Genomic DNA, 16,072 nt, shown 5'->3' on the forward strand with positions numbered 1-16,072 from the left:
CATGACAGAGGATTGGTTAGAAGAATTAATTGCTGCCACAGGGACGGATAAGCGTAATGAACGGCAAATGCGCATTTTAGAAGCGGCAGTGGATATGTTTAGTGAAAAAGGATATTCGGCAACGTCAACGAGTGAAATTGCTAAGCGTGCGGGTGTAGCGGAAGGAACGATCTTCCGCTACTATAAAACGAAAAAAGATTTGTTGTTGGCCGTTGTGATGCCGACCTTGACGAAATTTGCCGCACCGTTTTTTGTACAAACTTTTGCGAAAGAAATATTTGAAAATACGTATGATTCATATGAGAATTTTTTACGTGCTGTCATTCGGAATCGTTTTGAATTTGCGAGAAAACACTTTCCGATGTTGAAAATTTTAATTCAAGAAGTACCGTTTCATCCAGAATTGAAAGATGAAATCCAGCAATTACTTGCAAAGGAAATTTACTCTCGTTTTGAAAAAATTGTTAATCATTTTCAGGAGCAAGGACAAATTATTGAACTTCCAACACCAGCAGTATTACGGTTTACCTTATCACCTGTAATGGGTTTGATTTTAACTCGTTTTTTATTACTACCAGAAGAAAAGTGGGATGATGAGGCTGAAATCGAGTCTACAGTTCAATTCATTTTATATGGACTAACACCTCGGAGGTAATTATATGAGGCAATTCGTAAAACCGAAAGTTGTCGTAAGTAAATGTTTAGAATTTGAAGCATGTCGTTATAATGGTGACAAGATTTCTGATACAACAGTACGAAATTTACAGCCGTATGTAGAATTCATTCCAGTTTGTCCAGAGGTAGAAATTGGCCTTAGCATTCCAAGGGAAACCATTCGTATTGTCGAACAAGATGGGAGGCAAAAATTAGTTCAGCCATCAACAGGTGCCGATTTAACGGATAAAATGCAGCAGTTTTCAGATGTATTTTTATCTTCTCTACCGGATATAGATGGTTTTATTTTGAAAAATAGGTCCCCAAGTTGCGGAACTCGTGATGTGAAAATATATGCTGGGGTAGGAAAAGCACCAACAAAAGGAAAGGGTGCGGGTTTATTTGGTAGTGCAGTATTAGCTACCTTTTCACATTTAGCAATTGAGGAAGAAGGAAGGTTGTCGAATTTTATCATACGTGAACATTTCTTTACGCAGTTATTTACGATTGCTCATTTTAAAACGTTAAAGAAAAAGAAAAACATGAAGGCTTTGGTTGAATTTCAATCTGATTATAAATACTTATTTATGGCGTACAATCAGACGAAGCAAAAAGAATTAGGGCGTATCATTGCTAATCAGGAAAAATGTCCGATTGATGAAGTATTTGCAAACTATGAAAAAACATTGTATGAGTTGTTAAAACGTACACCGCGGTATACATCAAATATAAACGTATGTCAGCATATTTTTGGCTATTTTAAAAATGAATTGAAGAAAGAAGAGAAAGATCATTTTCTTTCTTTACTTAGTAAGTATGCAGAAAAGAAAATACCATTAAGCAGTATTCTCACTATTTTAAAATCGTGGGCACTTCGGTTTGAGGAAACATATTTACTGAGACAAACATATTTTGAACCGTATCCAGAAGTTTTAGTGGAAATCACAGATTCTGGAAAAGGGAGAGATTATTAAACAAAAAACTACATAATTCGACCTTTTTATTCCTATGTTGTTGTAGAACAATGTAGGAATTTTTTCGTGCATTAGTACAGATTCTGTTTTACAATTGAATTATGACAGAATTATAGCAATTATCTTACTACTGTTCATTCTTTTTTCGAAGCAAGATTTGTACTATATACGCGCACGCTGTCGAAATAGCGAATTCGATAAGGGGTGTGACAAATGGAATTTACTCTTACTAGAGAAAAACAAATGATCAAAGAAATGGTGCGCGACTTTGCTGAAAAGGAAATCGCTCCAAAAGCGGTGTATTACGACAAAACGGCAGAATTCCCATATGAAACGTTTCAAAAGATGGGCGAACTTGGTTTGTTAGGAATCCCATTCCCTGAAGAATACGGTGGTTCTGGCGGCGATACGTTATCGTATGCATTAGCAGTTGAAGAAATTGGCCGTGCTTGTGGTGGTACAGGTTTAAGTTATGCTGCAACAATCTCACTGGGAGCTTCTCCTATCTATTATTTTGGTACAGAAGAACAAAAACAAAAATATTTAGTTCCAATGGCATCTGGTAAGACACTTGGTGCATTTGGATTAACAGAGCCAAATGCTGGATCTGATGCTGGTGGAACACAAACGAAAGCGGTATTAGATGGCGATGAGTATGTAATTAGCGGCGAGAAGTGCTGGATTACAAATGCTGAGTATGCGAATACGATTATTGTAACCGCTGTCAATGGTGTTGAGGAAAGTGGTAAGAAGCGAATTTCTGCTTTTATCGTACCGACAAATAGCGAAGGATTAACAATTTCTAGTCCGTACGACAAAATGGGTGTTCGTGCTTCGAATACATGTGAGATTGTTTTAGATAGCGTTCGTGTACCAAAGGAAAATATCCTTGGGGATGTAAATAAAGGATTTAAACAATTTTTATATACGTTAGATGGTGGCCGCATTTCCATTGCTTCATTAGCAGTAGGGATTGCTCAATCCGCATTTGAGCGTGCATTGCAATACGCAAAGGAGCGTAAACAATTTGGTCGTTCTCTATCAAACTTCCAAGCAATTCAATTTAAATTGGCTGATATGGCAACAGAAATTGAATTAGCACGTAATATGGTACATAAAGCTGCTTGGTTAAAAGACAATGATAAGCCATTTGGGAAAGAAGCTGCGATGGCAAAGCTCTTTGCATCTGAAACAGCAAGCCGTGTAGCAAATCAAGCGGTTCAAATTCATGGTGGTTACGGATATATGCGTGAGTATGAAGTAGAGCGTCATATTCGTGATGCAAAGTTATTAGAAATTGGTGAAGGTACTTCTGAAATTCAACGTCTCGTTATTTCAAGACATTTAGGATGTCGTTAATAGGAGGGTTCGCTATGTTTCGAAAAATACTAATTGCTAACCGCGGTGAAATTGCTGTTCGCATTATAAAGACGTGTCAAAAACTAGGGATTCGTACAGTTGCGATTTATTCAGAGGCTGATGAGTTTGCACTTCATGTAAAAATGGCAAATGAGGCTTATCTTGTTGGGGGGCCGCGCGTTCAAGAGAGTTATTTGAATCTTGAAAAGATTATCGAAATTGCGAAAGAAACAAATGTAGAGGCAATTCACCCAGGTTATGGATTGTTATCAGAAAATCCGACATTTGCAGCGCGCTGCGAAGAAGAAGGAATTGTCTTCATTGGTCCTCCTAAAGATGTTATTGCGAAGATGGGAAGCAAAATTGAGTCCCGTAAAGCAATGCTAGAAGCTGAAGTTCCAATTGTACCTGGTATTTCAACTAGCATTCCAACAGTAGAAGAAGCGAAAGAAATTGCAAGTCAAATTGGTTATCCACTTATGTTAAAAGCATCCGCTGGCGGCGGAGGCATTGGTATGCAAGTGATTGAAACTGAACAAGCGCTCACTCAAGCGTTTGAAAGTAATCAAACTCGTGCAAAGAATTTCTTCGGAAACGGAGAAATGTATATGGAACGATTGATTACAAATGCGCATCATATTGAGATTCAAGTGCTTGCTGATAAACAGGGGAATACAGTGTATTTGTGGGAACGTGAATGCTCTGTGCAGCGCCGTAATCAAAAAGTAATTGAAGAAGCGCCATCACCATTTTTAGATGAAGAAACGCGCAAGGCGATGGGAGAAGTTGCAGTAAAAGCTGCGAAAGCACTTGGTTATGCGAATGCAGGGACAATTGAATTTCTCGTTGATGATGAGAAAAACTTCTATTTCTTAGAAATGAATACGAGATTACAAGTAGAGCATCCAGTAACAGAAGAAATTACAGGTCTTGATTTAGTAGAGCAACAACTACGCATCGCATCAGGCGAAACACTTTCGTTCACGCAGGACGAAGTAAAACGCAGTGGTCATGCCATTGAAGCTCGTATTTATGCGGAAGATCCAAAAACATTTTTCCCATCACCAGGGAAAATAAAGTCTCTTTCTCTTCCAACATCAGTTCGTGTCGATCATTTCTTAGAAGATGGTGTAACAATTACACCGTTTTATGATCCGATGATTGCAAAAATAATTGCACATGGTGAAACGCGCGAAGATGCAATTCAAAAACTGCAAGTAGCATTAGAAGAATTGAAAGTGGAAGGTATTAAAACAAATACGCCAATGCTTCTGCAAGTGTTAGAAGATGAAGTATTTCAAAGTGGTATTTATACAACAAGCTTTGTCACGAAACAGCTTGTGAAAAAATAAAAGTTACGAAATTTAAAGGAGGAAATAATGATGACAAAAGTGTATGCATCGATGGCAGGAAACGTTTGGAAAATTGTAGTGGGTGTAGGAGATACAGTAGAGGAAGATCAAGATGTCGTCATTTTAGAATCTATGAAAATGGAAATTCCAATCGCTGTAGAAGAATCTGGAACAGTTATGAAGATTCTTGTGCAAGAAGGCGATTTTGTTAATGAGGGAGATGTATTAGTAGAAATTGAATAATTAGAAACGGGGTGTAATGATTGAAACTACCTTCTTTTGCTTCTATTAAAGAAGTTGGACCGCGTGATGGTTTGCAAAATGAAAAGAAAATTGTTGGCTCAAAAGATAAAGTGAAATGGATTCATATGTTGACAGACGCAGGTCTTTCTTATATTGAAGTTTCATCTTTCGTTCACCCTAAATGGATTCCTGCTTTAGCAGATGCACAAGATGTGTTTACAATGCTTGAGCGGAAACCACATGTTACATATGCAGCTCTCGTTCCAAATCAAAATGGTTTGGAACGGGCGCTTTTGCAAGATGTAGATGAGGTGAACGTTTTTTTATCTGCTAGTGAAACACATAATAAGAAAAATATTAATAAATCAATTGATGAAGCACTTTCTGTTATAGAAGACATAACGAAACAATCATTATTTGCTGGGAAAACGGTACGTGGTTACGTATCTACTGTGTTTGGTTGTCCATATGAGGGTGAAATAAACGTTCATGCCGTAGATGAACTTTGTGACAAATTGTTTTCGTACGGTATTTATGAAGTATCGCTTGGAGATACGATTGGGGTAGCAAATCCGGTACAAGTAGAACGTGTACTAGAGCACTTACTCAAAAAATATGATTCTTCCAAGTTTGCGATGCACTTTCATAACACGTACGGCATGGCACTTGCCAATGTTGTAAAGTCATTAGAATGCGGTGTTACAACTTTTGATAGTTCATGCGGTGGTCTTGGCGGATGCCCGTATGCGCCAGGTGCGTCTGGAAATGTCGCAACAAATGATTTAGTCCACATGCTTCATAAAATGGGCGTGCAGACAAATGTAAATGAAGAAAAGTTATTACAAGCAACAAAATTTATTCAAAGCAAGCTCGATATGCAGATTCCGAGCCATGTATACCGTGCTTTGCAACATAAAACAGTGAGTAGGTGATCCCATGTTACAGCTGCAAAATATTTCAGTTGAGTACGTAACGCCTCATATTGTGAAAGTAACGTTAAATCGCGAACGACAAGCAAATGCTTTATCACTTGCTCTTTTAGAAGAATTACAAGAGACACTTAGTCGTATTAACGAAGAAAATGATGTCCGTGTCGTAATGATTACGGGTGCAGGTGCAAAAGCATTTTGTGCAGGTGCAGATTTAAAAGAACGTGCGAATATGAACGAAGAACAAGTGCGCCATGCAGTTGGGATGATTCGCTCTACAATGGATATGGTAGAACAATTATCACAACCTGTTATTGCAGTCATAAATGGGATTGCGCTTGGTGGCGGTACAGAATTAAGTCTTGCTTGTGATATTCGCATTGCTTCTGAAACAGCAAGTCTTGGTTTAACAGAAACCTCGCTCGCGATTATTCCAGGAGCCGGTGGTACGCAGCGTCTTCCGCGTTTAATTGGAATTGGACGTGCAAAAGAATTAATTTATACAGCAAGACGTATTTCTTCGGCAGAAGCAAAGGAATATGGACTTGTGGAACATGTTGTTCCTGCTGAAGAACTAGAAGAAAAAGCGCTTGAAATTGCAAAGCAAATTGCTAAGAATGGTCCAATTGCTGTTCGCCTTGCGAAAGAAGCGATTACAAATGGTATGCAAGTAGATTTACAAACTGGTTTACAAATGGAAAGGCAAGCGTATGAAGGAGTTATTCATACGAAAGATCGCTTAGAAGGATTACAAGCATTTCGGGAAAAACGGAAGCCGATTTATAAGGGGGAATAAATATGCTAGATCAAAAACAACAATCTCGTTCATTAGAAGAGCGTGTAGAAACGATAAAGCAAGGCGGTGCACCGAAATACCACGAACAAAATACAGCAAAAGGGAAGCTGTTTGTTCGTGATCGTTTAGCGCTTTTGTTTGATAACGGTGAGTATGTAGAAGATGCGTTATTTGCAAACTGCGAACAAGAAGGCTTACCTGCTGATGGAGTTGTTACTGCAACTGGTAAAGTAAATGGGCGCACTGTTTGTGTTATGGCAAATGATTCTACCGTAAAAGCAGGATCATGGGGATCTCGTACAGTAGAAAAGATTTTACGTATTCAAGAAACAGCTGAAAAATTACGTGTACCGCTCTTTTATCTTGTTGACTCCGCTGGCGCACGTATTACTGACCAAGTTGAAATGTTTCCAGGTCGCCGAGGTGCAGGGCGTATTTTCTATAACCAAGTAAAATTATCCGGGAAAGTACCGCAAATTTGCTTACTATTTGGTCCATCGGCTGCTGGTGGTGCATACATTCCTGCTTTCTGTGACGTTGTTATGATGGTTGAAGGAAATGCATCTATGTATCTTGGTTCACCTCGTATGGCTGAGATGGTAATCGGTGAAAAAGTAACATTAGAAGAAATGGGCGGCGCACGTATGCATTGCTCTGTATCTGGTTGTGGAGATGTACTATGCAAAACAGAAGAAGATGCAATTTCAAAAGCACGTCAATATATTTCTTACTTTCCAAGTAACTACTTAGAAAAAGCTCCAATGACAGAACCTCAAGAACCGAAAGAATTTGAAAAAACATTAGAACAAATTATCCCAGAAAATCAAAATGCACCTTTTAATATGCTTGATTTAATTAAACGTATTATTGATGAAGACTCTTTCTTTGAAGTGAAAAAATTATTTGCACAAGAACTTATCACTGGACTTGCACGTATTGACGGTATGCCAGTTGGAATTATTGCGAATCAGCCTCGTATGAAAGGTGGCGTATTATTCCACGATTCCGCTGATAAAGCAGCAAAATTTATTACATTATGCGATGCGTACCACATTCCGCTTTTATTCTTAGCTGATGTACCAGGCTTTATGATTGGTACAAAAGTAGAGCGTGCGGGTATTATCCGTCACGGCGCAAAAATGATTTCTGCGATGAGCGAAGCAACTGTACCGAAAATTTCTATCGTTGTACGAAAAGCATACGGTGCTGGTTTATACGCGATGGCAGGTCCAGCATTTGAACCTGATTGCTGCCTTGCACTTCCGACAGCTTCAATTGCGGTAATGGGTCCAGAAGCAGCGGTAAACGCAGTATATGCAAATAAAATTGCAGCACTTCCAGAAGAAGAACGTCCAAGCTTTATTGCTCAAAAACGTGAAGAGTATAAGCAAGATATTGATATTTATCGTCTTGCATCAGAAATGGTGATTGATGGTATTGTTCATCCGAATCAATTACGCGCGGAATTGAAGCAACGTTTTGAAATGTATATGAGTAAATATCAAGTATTTACAGATCGAAAACATCCAGTTTATCCAGTATAAATGGAGCTTCCATCAGTAGAAGCCTCTAATTTTCCATTGCTGGTAAGTAGAATGAATCAAGTTCGTAATAGGCAATGCTTTGTTTGTCTAAGTGAGCAAGAAAAATAGCCCTTTTGAAGGGCTTTCTTTTCCAAAAAATAAGGGGGGAAAAATAGTGAAGCAAGCAGTTTGGTTTCCAACAGAAGAATATAAAGCAAAAACACGCTTATATCAATGGATGCAATCACTTGGCTATGATGATTATGAAACATTTTATAAAAAGTCTATTGAAGATACAGCTTGGTTTTGGGGAGAAGCAGAGCGAGCTGTGGGCTACCAATGGATGCGTCCATATACAGAAGTGTTAGATTTGGCAAACGGTATTCCATTTGCTAAATGGTATGTGGATGGAACTTGCAATGTCGTAGAATCTGCACTGTCTCGCTGGATTGCAGAAGATGATACGAAAGCGCAAAAGGCTCTCATTTGGGAAGGCGAAAATGGAACATCAAAATCGTTTACATATGAAGAGTTAGATCATTGGGTGAGCTGCGTTGCAAATGGTCTTAAGCATTTAGGGATTGAAAAAGGAGATCGTGTAACAATTTACATGCCGATGATACCAGAGACAGTGGTTGCAATGTTAGCTGTGATGAAAATCGGTGCGATCATTTCTCCTATTTTCTCAGGATTTGCTTCAGATGCAGTTATGACGCGTGTACAAGCGGCAGGATCCAAAATGATTATTACGGCAGATGGATTTGCACGCCGCGGTAAAACAGTTTCTTTAAAAGATGAAGTGGATAAAGCATGTGAGCATTGTCCAAGTGTTGAAAAAGTAGTAATTGTCCGTCATGCTGGGAACGAATTTACACCTCATGATTATGATATTTCATGGAACGTTCTTGAAAAAGAGAAACCATTTACTCATGCGGAAGAGATGAAAAGCGACGACCCACTTATGCTTATTTATACATCTGGTACAACAGGTAAGCCGAAAGGAACGGTGCATACCCATGCAGGGTTCCCGTTAAAATCGGCGTTTGATGCTAGTTTTGGCATGAACGTGAAACAAGGTGACCGCGCACTATGGATTACCGATATGGGCTGGATGATGGGACCGTTTCTACTATTCGGTTCTCTTATTAACGGAGCAACAATGGTTATGTATGAAGGGGTGCCGGATTATCCAGAACCAGATCGTTTATGGGAAATGGTTGATCGTTATAAAGTGACACATCTCGGTATTTCACCAACATTAATTCGTTCATTAATGGCAAAAGGTGATACATGGGTGGACAAACATTCACTGCAAAGTTTAGAAGTAATCGGTTCAACAGGCGAACCATGGAATCCAGACCCATGGATGTGGCTTTTTGAAACAGTTTGCAAAGGAAAAGTACCAATTTGTAACTATTCTGGTGGTACTGAAATTTCTGGAGGTATTTTCGGAAACGTCCTTATTAAACCAATTGCACCAATTAGTTTTAATGCATCACTGCCAGGAATGGCCGCTGTTGTATTAGATGAGAATGGCGCACCGGTTCAAAATGAGGTCGGAGAATTATGTCTAGAAAAACCTTGGGTTGGTATGACGAAAAGCTTCTGGGAAGAAGACGATCGTTATGTAAGCACATACTGGTCCCGTTTTGAAAACAAATGGGTGCATGGTGACTGGGTATTATATGATGGAGAACAATATATTATCACAGGGCGTTCTGATGACACGTTAAATATTGCAGGAAAACGTATTGGACCTGCGGAGTATGAATCGATTCTTGTAAAACACCATGATGTCGTGGAAGCTGGAGCAATTGGAGTTCCAGATGAAGTGAAAGGTGAAGTGTGTCATTGCTTTGTTGTGTTACGCGAGGGCACTTCGTTTACATCAGAATTGAAAAAAGAGTTAATGAGTCTAGTAAACTCTCACATTGGGAAAGCATTGTGTCCGAAAGACATTCATGTTGTTGAAGATTTACCGAAAACACGTAACTCAAAAGTGATGCGCCGTGTTATTAAAGCTGCGTATTTAGGAAAAGAACTTGGAGATTTATCTTCGCTTGTAAATCCTGAGGTTGTGACGTATATTCAAAGATTACAATCTCAGCAACAACTATAATTTTTAAAAAGCAAACTCTTTAATATAGGGAGTTTGCTTTTTAATTTGTGCTTTTGAATACTAAATCTAAGTAGGAGCAAGAAATAATGTACTGTATAAAAATCGAATAGCAAAGAAAAAAGTTCTTTCGCATTTTACCTAAACTTCTATTCGATAACAGTCTTTCTCGATAGTTGCACAATTATATTTTTAAAATTAGCTTCTTGTTTACTTCATTATGAAATAACAAGAATATTTGCAGGAGTTGAAGTCAATATTATAACTGTTAAAAGAAAAAGGAGGTTATGATCATGAATAAACAACGTGCACAAGAAATAGCTGCTTCACCAGTTATGGCTAATGTAACTTATAATGGAGTGCAAATCTACATTCAAAATGTAAATGAAAATAATGAAACAGCTAGAATTTATCCTCTCAACCAACGAAATAATGAACAAGAGGTTCCTGTATCTAGCCTAATAGAGCACTAATTGCTTACATGTTTTCTTAATAAAATAACTGTCGGGAAAATTTCGACAGTTATATCTTTATAATAAAGTCCGATTGTTTATAAAAAAGAGCGAAGTCCTGTATTAATAATGCAAGATTTCGCTCTTTTTATTGTTACAAGGTATTAATTAGGGTTGCAGAACCTATTTTGTGTATGTTTTGAAGAGGGGAAGACTTGGTAAATCAACCAAATTGAATGATCCAGCAGATTTAATTTTGGTTTTTATAAAAAAGTTTGATCAAACATTTCAATCGGCAGATATTCAAACTCAGACTATATTGTGTCACAAAATAGTAATGAAAAGTGTGCTTTATATATTTTTTTCGATTGTTGTAAAAGAAAATATAGTCCCATTTTTATTTGATTGTAAAGTATATTTTATATCGAGCATTCCAGATATATCCTTAATTATTTTTAATCCCAGCCCCGTACTTTTACTATTAATATCGAAACCAATTCCATTATCCTTAATAGAAACAATACTATTTTCAATAGTTACCTCAAGTTTTTTAGCTTTTGAATGTTTTAACGTATTTTGGAAAATGTTATCAAATAACCTTTGAATCCACAAATCGTTACTAGTCCATATCAAATCTTTATTTAGTGGATTATATATTAATTTAATATCATGAATACTATACAAATAACCCCACTTTTTAACCATGGTTTCTAATAAATCATGTATATTCACTTCATTATTTAAAATATAAGAATTCTCTAACGTATCAGTGGATTGTAAATTAAATTCATTGGTTAATTCAGCAATATATTGTATTTGTTGATATAAAGATTCTAGTATTGGTGCTTGATTATTATATTGACCTTCTAAGTAAAATAATTGTAATCTCACAGCTGTTAAAGGTGTATTAATATCATGTCTTAATTTATTTAAAAGTTCCTTTTTCATTTCCTCTTGCTGCTTAAGTTCTAATTCTCGATATGTAGTTCTTTCAATTAATAAATTTACTGACCTAATTAGTTCTCCTATTTCATCATCGCTTTTAACGTCTAATTTATTCGGGATCTTTTTATCACTAGCTAAATTTCGAATGGTTTTATTCAATATATTTATTTTATTTAATAGTGAGTTAATCGATTTCGAAAATAAAAAGGCTAATAACAATAGTGATAAAAAAAACACGACTAGCATTGTAGGATATGCAAAAGATTCATGAAAAGGAATGCCGTTATTTTCCATTTTAAAGGCCCTATCATAAATTACTGACATAAGGATACTAATCAATAGTAATAAAAACGGTACGCTTATAACAGCAGAAAATAACAATAGCTGGTATTTTTTCTTTAATTTCATTTCTTCATATAGGTATTTAATCTATACCCTTCTCCGTATATATTTTGAATAATCTCACCTATTTTATCATTGATTTTTGTTCTAATCTTTTTTATGTGTACATTCATGATATTTGGATTTCTGTCTTCAAGTTGCCATAAATAGTCAAAGAAATGTTCTTTCGTTAAAATTCTATCTCTATTTTCATATAAATAGAAGAATATTTTACGTTCAATCGCAGTAAAAACAACTTCATTATGTAAGCTATTATCGAAAACCTTTTTATGTTCTGCGTCAATATATAAATGTTTAATTTGCGTAAAAGTACCATATTTATTATCTAGCATTTTCTGCATTCTGAGTAATAATTCTCTAGGATCAAAAGGCTTTATCATATAATCCTCTCCAATTGTCAAACCTTGGAGTTTGCTATCCATATCACTTCGGGCGGATAGAAAAATAACCGGTATATTTAATCCAAGATTTTTTATTTTCTTTGTAATTTGATAGCCATCCTCACCTGGCAGCATAATATCCATTATGACTAAATCTATCTCATGGATTATATCAATAATATCTTTTCCTTCTTTCTTCCAACAAACATTATACTCTTCGCGTCGCAAAATTTTTTGCAATAAATCCCCAATTATCAAATCATCTTCAACAATTAAAATGTTATATCCTTTCATCACTTAGGCCTTTCATTTTTTACTTTTTTAACAAATTCCATGGTTAGATTATATATCTCATCAGGTGCGTATAAATAAATGCTGTGCGTACCTTTAAGTGTTATTACATCTGCTATGAATAGTTGGTCTGCAAACTCCTCATAATCTTTATTTTTCTGTCTTGTATATTTTGAATTTTTATATTGATCAGCAATCGCATCTAAAAATAAAATAGGTGTTTCTTTTGGTAACGGTAGGTTAACTGATTTTTTACTATTATTGTAACTCTGTAACAGCTCTTGATCCATATCATCATTAAAAAATTGTTTATATGATAGTGCTTTATAAACTTGTTTTTCATGTTTAGTTAAAAAAGATTGCCGAATTACTTCGGGATTAAAGGTAACAGAAGGAACAAGACGCTGAAAACCAATTTTCGTTAAAATATTTATTCCTCTTACTTTTAATGAATCCACTAGACCCATTTTATAAGTTACGTACTGCTGAGGTAAACCAATATCTAAAGCAATAATTCCTTTTACTTCATTCGGATATTTTTGTGCCCAGTAAATCGCTTCTATACCTGATATAGAGTGTGGCACTAATATATATGGAGGTTTGTTTCCACTTTGAATTAGCGCTTTTCTACTTTGTTCTAATATTGTATCAATATCTCTGTCATCGTGAAAAACATCACTGTATCCATAACCTGCTCTTTCAATTACAGCAATCTTGTTTTCTTTTGAAAACTTGCTATATAGTCCTTTCAATTCATAAACAGGAGCAGCTATCCCAGAGCCAGACATAAATACAAATGTATCTTCACCGCTTCCTTCATTATATACATTAATTTTCTTATTATTAAAATTAATTAATGTTCCCTCGCTTTTAATTAACGCTGATTCCTTGCTTAATTGGTAGTTATGGTATATAAAAACAGATACTGACACAAGTAAAACAACCGCAATGAACGCAACAAATATATTCTTTAATACCTTAAATAATTTTCTCATAGGATCCTCCTTTCAAGTTATATTGAAAGGATACGATATAAAAATAAATTTCTAATAAATTTTATAGTAATTAAATTTTTCTCTATTTTTTAGGTAAAAGTCATTTTTTAACTTCAAATGTTCTTCTTCTTTTGGAAATAAACGCCCCTTTGGTAATCAAAGCCAAAAAAGGGGGAGTATCGCAATTTTTTACAAACATCACGACTTTAGTTCAAAGTCACAGCTTTGATTAGATATATGGAGTTAGTAAAGTTCATATGAGCATAGTAGTTAAGTCCTTACAACAGGGGGAAGTGTCCGTATGATAACGTTTGTATCAGGTCATTTCATGCTACTTTAAAGATAACGTATACAATAGAAAGCCTAGCGCTATTTCAATATACCGAGGGATGATATAATTGTAAGAGAATACATAGTAGCATTAGTTATAAAACTCCTCAAGCAATAGAGGGTTTGGCAGTTTAGGTTTACCTTTTTTGTGTCCGTTAAATTCAGTAATTAAAGCAGATAGAATCATATTCTAAAGGGGAGAAATTAATGAGTGATATGGAAAAATATAGTGATAAATTAGATGAAAATAAAGATAATATAGTTACGTTATATATTACTAGACATGGTAAAACAATGCTAAATGCTAGTGAGCGTGTGCAAGGTTGGGCAGATTCTCCATTAGTAGAAAAGGGTGTTGAAGTAGCTAAAGATTTAGGAAATGGATTAAAAGGTATTCATTTTGTTGATGCTTATAGTAGTGATAGTGGTCGCGCAATTGAAACTGCTAACTTGGTATTAAAATATAGCGGGCAATCAACGTTAAAACTTGAACAAAGAAAAGACTTACGGGAATTGAATTTTGGGATTTTTGAAGGCGAGAAGAATGAAATTATGTGGAAAGTTATTGGAGATGCTGCTGGAGTTACATCAGTTGATGAACTAATGAAGTTATCTATTGAGAAAATTGTTAATTGCAGTGCAGCAGCGGACCATACGAAGCAAGCTGAAGATTGGAAAACCTTTTCAACTCGTATAAAAAAAGAAATTGATAAAATTAGTGAAGAGACTGCCAAAAATGGTGGAGGTAACGTTTTAGTTATATCTCATGGAATTGCGATCATGGTATTAGTAGACATGCTTGATAGTAGTAAAACAAAACTTGGATTAGAAAATGCAAGTGTAACTAAAATTCTCTATAAGGATGGGGAATATAAAATCGAATCTGTTGGTGATATGAGTTATGCTGAAAAAGGAAAAGAAAGTGTAAGAGTATAAAGATATATAAAGTAATAGAATGAGAAAAAGGCGGATTTCTTACGGGAGTAAGAGGCCGCCTTTTTCTTGCTGTTGATAAGTGGGGTAGTGTCAACAAACGTTAATATCTTAATCTCAATAGTTCTCACCATTGTTTTATTAATTTCCTTTTTTCTTTCGTTAGAATGTTCCCAATCAATGCCTATTCACCCCCAATATTCGTTTTAAATCAGCCATTTAGATAAAAGAAAACATTTTTTTAACTGAACAAAAATCCGCTATTAATTTAAACAGAATTTTTCTTTTTTACTCTTGTTGAAATTGTAAAACTCCAGTCGTGTTACTTCATTAAAAGGCCAAATTCTTAAATAAGAGAAGGAATTATTAAAAAATGAATCGAAACTTTAATTAATTTAATTATCAAAGCAAGTAGCGTGAATGAAACTACGTAATATGTATGTTAAGAGCAAAATTAGCCTATTTTTTCAACCCTCTTGGTGTAATTATACCCATTCTCTTTTATCAATAAATCCAATTAAAAGGAGTTCGAAGTTATGAAAATTTCTAAGGGAGTAGAGATGCTCCATCTTGAATTTCATGGGAATATTATTCACCCAACTCTTTTGTGGAATCAAGAAATGGCGGTTTTAATTGATACCGGGTTCCCGAGACAAATTGAAGATTTACGCCTGGCAATGGATGCAGTAGGAGTATCGTTCGACAAACTAAAAGTTGTAATTTTGACTCATCAGGATCTGGATCATATAGGCAGCCTTCCTGAGATATTACAAGAGCGTGGAAGTAATATTAAAGTATATGTTCACGAGCTGGATAAGCCTTATATCCAAGGAGAATTACCTCTATTGAAAGATGGGCACCTAGAGAATCCTCCGAAGGGAAGAGTGGACGATACCTTGAAAGATGGTCAAGAATTACCGTATTGCGGCGGAATTCGTGTCATCCATACTCCAGGGCATACCCCTGGTCATATCAGCTTATATTTGAGACAGAGTAAAACACTCGTTGCTGGGGATTCAATGTACAGTGTAAACGGAATAATTGAAGGGGTTCATGCCCCAACCACACTTGATATAAAGGCGGCTCGACTCTCTTTGAAAAAATATTTAGACCTCGACATTGAATCTATAATTTGTTATCACGGAGGATTAAGTAAGTTAAATATTAATGATCAGATTCAAAAAGTAATTTCATATTAAAATTCTAGTATATTCGTTTCAAGAAGCAACTCTTAACAGGTTATTCTATAGTAGAAAAAAACGCTATTCTTTCGGTATAAATTCAAAACGAGAGGATGGCGTTTTTATATGTATTTATTAATTTTTGAGTTTGGTCCATTTTATATTTTGTAAATTTTGTCGAATAAAGAAGGGGAAATAATCTATAGAAAGGAAATAA

General features: G+C 35.7%; 15 protein-coding genes and 1 pseudogene. 13 read left to right on the forward strand and 3 right to left on the reverse strand.

The window, feature by feature from the left end; all coding sequences use genetic code 11:
• Window position 1 precedes the first annotated feature (1 nt).
• The 10 genes from ACFQZ1_RS23455 (at window position 2) to ACFQZ1_RS23500 (ending at window position 10,419) form a co-directional block, all read left to right on the forward strand.
• Window positions 2-655 carry a TetR/AcrR family transcriptional regulator gene (locus ACFQZ1_RS23455; protein WP_377884566.1) on the forward strand — a complete coding sequence of 218 codons (654 nt, stop codon included), beginning with the start codon at window positions 2-4 and terminating at the stop codon, window positions 653-655.
• Window positions 656-659: 4 nt separating this feature from the next.
• Window positions 660-1,628 (forward strand): YbgA family protein, encoded by a 969-nt coding sequence (locus ACFQZ1_RS23460; protein WP_377884567.1) that lies wholly within the window; start codon window positions 660-662, stop codon window positions 1,626-1,628.
• Between the two features lie 213 nt (window positions 1,629-1,841).
• Window positions 1,842-2,987: an acyl-CoA dehydrogenase gene (locus tag ACFQZ1_RS23465; protein WP_377884568.1), complete on the forward strand. Its 1,146-nt coding sequence runs from the start codon at window positions 1,842-1,844 to the stop codon at window positions 2,985-2,987.
• A 14-nt stretch (window positions 2,988-3,001) separates the two neighbouring features.
• Window positions 3,002-4,339, forward strand: coding sequence for an acetyl-CoA carboxylase biotin carboxylase subunit (locus ACFQZ1_RS23470; protein ID WP_377884569.1), 1,338 nt, complete (start codon window positions 3,002-3,004; stop codon window positions 4,337-4,339).
• Window positions 4,340-4,366: 27 nt separating this feature from the next.
• Entirely contained in the window at window positions 4,367-4,582 is a 216-nt protein-coding gene (locus ACFQZ1_RS23475; RefSeq protein ID WP_098307438.1) for an acetyl-CoA carboxylase biotin carboxyl carrier protein subunit, read from the forward strand.
• Window positions 4,583-4,602: 20 nt separating this feature from the next.
• Window positions 4,603-5,514 carry a hydroxymethylglutaryl-CoA lyase gene (locus tag ACFQZ1_RS23480; protein ID WP_377884570.1) on the forward strand — a complete coding sequence of 304 codons (912 nt, stop codon included), beginning with the start codon at window positions 4,603-4,605 and terminating at the stop codon, window positions 5,512-5,514.
• Window positions 5,515-5,518: 4 nt separating this feature from the next.
• Window positions 5,519-6,307 (forward strand): enoyl-CoA hydratase, encoded by a 789-nt coding sequence (locus ACFQZ1_RS23485; protein WP_377884571.1) that lies wholly within the window; start codon window positions 5,519-5,521, stop codon window positions 6,305-6,307.
• A 2-nt stretch (window positions 6,308-6,309) separates the two neighbouring features.
• A complete protein-coding gene (locus ACFQZ1_RS23490) occupies window positions 6,310-7,851 on the forward strand; it encodes an acyl-CoA carboxylase subunit beta (protein WP_377884572.1) in 1,542 nt (513 codons plus the stop codon).
• A 154-nt stretch (window positions 7,852-8,005) separates the two neighbouring features.
• A complete protein-coding gene (locus tag ACFQZ1_RS23495) occupies window positions 8,006-9,949 on the forward strand; it encodes an AMP-binding protein (protein WP_377884573.1) in 1,944 nt (647 codons plus the stop codon).
• Between the two features lie 290 nt (window positions 9,950-10,239).
• Window positions 10,240-10,419 carry a small acid-soluble spore protein H gene (locus tag ACFQZ1_RS23500; RefSeq protein WP_377884574.1) on the forward strand — a complete coding sequence of 60 codons (180 nt, stop codon included), beginning with the start codon at window positions 10,240-10,242 and terminating at the stop codon, window positions 10,417-10,419.
• Between the two features lie 330 nt (window positions 10,420-10,749).
• Here the strand turns inward: ACFQZ1_RS23500 and ACFQZ1_RS23505 are convergent, their stop codons facing one another.
• Genes ACFQZ1_RS23505 through ACFQZ1_RS23515 form a run of 3 tightly spaced genes read right to left on the reverse strand, consistent with a single transcriptional unit; the run spans window position 10,750 to window position 13,411 of the window.
• Window positions 10,750-11,751, reverse strand: a complete 1,002-nt coding sequence (locus ACFQZ1_RS23505) for a sensor histidine kinase (RefSeq protein WP_377884576.1) — start codon at window positions 11,749-11,751, stop codon at window positions 10,750-10,752.
• Window positions 11,748-12,419, reverse strand: coding sequence for a response regulator transcription factor (locus ACFQZ1_RS23510; RefSeq protein ID WP_377884577.1), 672 nt, complete (start codon window positions 12,417-12,419; stop codon window positions 11,748-11,750). The genes ACFQZ1_RS23505 and ACFQZ1_RS23510 overlap by 4 nt, the downstream gene beginning before the upstream one ends.
• Window positions 12,419-13,411, reverse strand: a complete 993-nt coding sequence (locus ACFQZ1_RS23515) for an alpha/beta fold hydrolase (RefSeq protein ID WP_377884578.1) — start codon at window positions 13,409-13,411, stop codon at window positions 12,419-12,421. Before ACFQZ1_RS23515 ends, ACFQZ1_RS23510 begins: the two co-directional genes overlap by 1 nt.
• 279 nt (window positions 13,412-13,690) lie before the next feature.
• On the opposite strand from ACFQZ1_RS23515, the pseudogene ACFQZ1_RS23520 reads away from it, so the two are divergent.
• The 3 genes and pseudogenes from ACFQZ1_RS23520 to ACFQZ1_RS23530 all read left to right on the forward strand — a co-directional run.
• Window positions 13,691-13,876 (forward strand): annotated as a pseudogene (locus tag ACFQZ1_RS23520) (IS3-like element ISBce13 family transposase); the annotation flags it as partial.
• A 72-nt stretch (window positions 13,877-13,948) separates the two neighbouring features.
• On the forward strand, window positions 13,949-14,677 hold the full coding sequence (locus ACFQZ1_RS23525) for a histidine phosphatase family protein (protein ID WP_377884579.1): 729 nt from the start codon (window positions 13,949-13,951) through the stop codon (window positions 14,675-14,677).
• A 533-nt stretch (window positions 14,678-15,210) separates the two neighbouring features.
• Window positions 15,211-15,873: an MBL fold metallo-hydrolase gene (locus tag ACFQZ1_RS23530; protein ID WP_377884580.1), complete on the forward strand. Its 663-nt coding sequence runs from the start codon at window positions 15,211-15,213 to the stop codon at window positions 15,871-15,873.
• The last annotated feature ends 199 nt before the right edge of the window (window positions 15,874-16,072 follow it).

The sequence above is a fragment of the Bacillus sp. CGMCC 1.60114 genome (assembly GCF_042676365.1).
GTDB classification, from domain to species: Bacteria; Bacillota; Bacilli; order Bacillales; family Bacillaceae_G; genus Bacillus_A; species Bacillus_A rhizoplanae_A.

Excerpts from the sequence above, each read along its gene's own strand:
- ACFQZ1_RS23455 (WP_377884566.1), top strand. The coding sequence starts at position 2 with ATGACAGAGGATTGGTTAGAAGAATTAATTGCTGCCACAGGGACGGAT.
- ACFQZ1_RS23460 (WP_377884567.1), top strand. The coding sequence starts at position 660 with ATGAGGCAATTCGTAAAACCGAAAGTTGTCGTAAGTAAATGTTTAGAA.
- ACFQZ1_RS23465 (WP_377884568.1), top strand. The coding sequence starts at position 1,842 with ATGGAATTTACTCTTACTAGAGAAAAACAAATGATCAAAGAAATGGTG.
- ACFQZ1_RS23470 (WP_377884569.1), top strand. The coding sequence starts at position 3,002 with ATGTTTCGAAAAATACTAATTGCTAACCGCGGTGAAATTGCTGTTCGC.
- ACFQZ1_RS23475 (WP_098307438.1), top strand. The coding sequence starts at position 4,367 with ATGATGACAAAAGTGTATGCATCGATGGCAGGAAACGTTTGGAAAATT.
- ACFQZ1_RS23485 (WP_377884571.1), top strand. The coding sequence starts at position 5,519 with ATGTTACAGCTGCAAAATATTTCAGTTGAGTACGTAACGCCTCATATT.
- ACFQZ1_RS23490 (WP_377884572.1), top strand. The coding sequence starts at position 6,310 with ATGCTAGATCAAAAACAACAATCTCGTTCATTAGAAGAGCGTGTAGAA.
- ACFQZ1_RS23500 (WP_377884574.1), top strand. The coding sequence starts at position 10,240 with ATGAATAAACAACGTGCACAAGAAATAGCTGCTTCACCAGTTATGGCT.
- ACFQZ1_RS23505 (WP_377884576.1), bottom strand. The coding sequence starts at position 11,751 with ATGAAATTAAAGAAAAAATACCAGCTATTGTTATTTTCTGCTGTTATA.
- ACFQZ1_RS23510 (WP_377884577.1), bottom strand. The coding sequence starts at position 12,419 with ATGAAAGGATATAACATTTTAATTGTTGAAGATGATTTGATAATTGGG.
- ACFQZ1_RS23515 (WP_377884578.1), bottom strand. The coding sequence starts at position 13,411 with ATGAGAAAATTATTTAAGGTATTAAAGAATATATTTGTTGCGTTCATT.
- ACFQZ1_RS23525 (WP_377884579.1), top strand. The coding sequence starts at position 13,949 with ATGAGTGATATGGAAAAATATAGTGATAAATTAGATGAAAATAAAGAT.
- ACFQZ1_RS23530 (WP_377884580.1), top strand. The coding sequence starts at position 15,211 with ATGAAAATTTCTAAGGGAGTAGAGATGCTCCATCTTGAATTTCATGGG.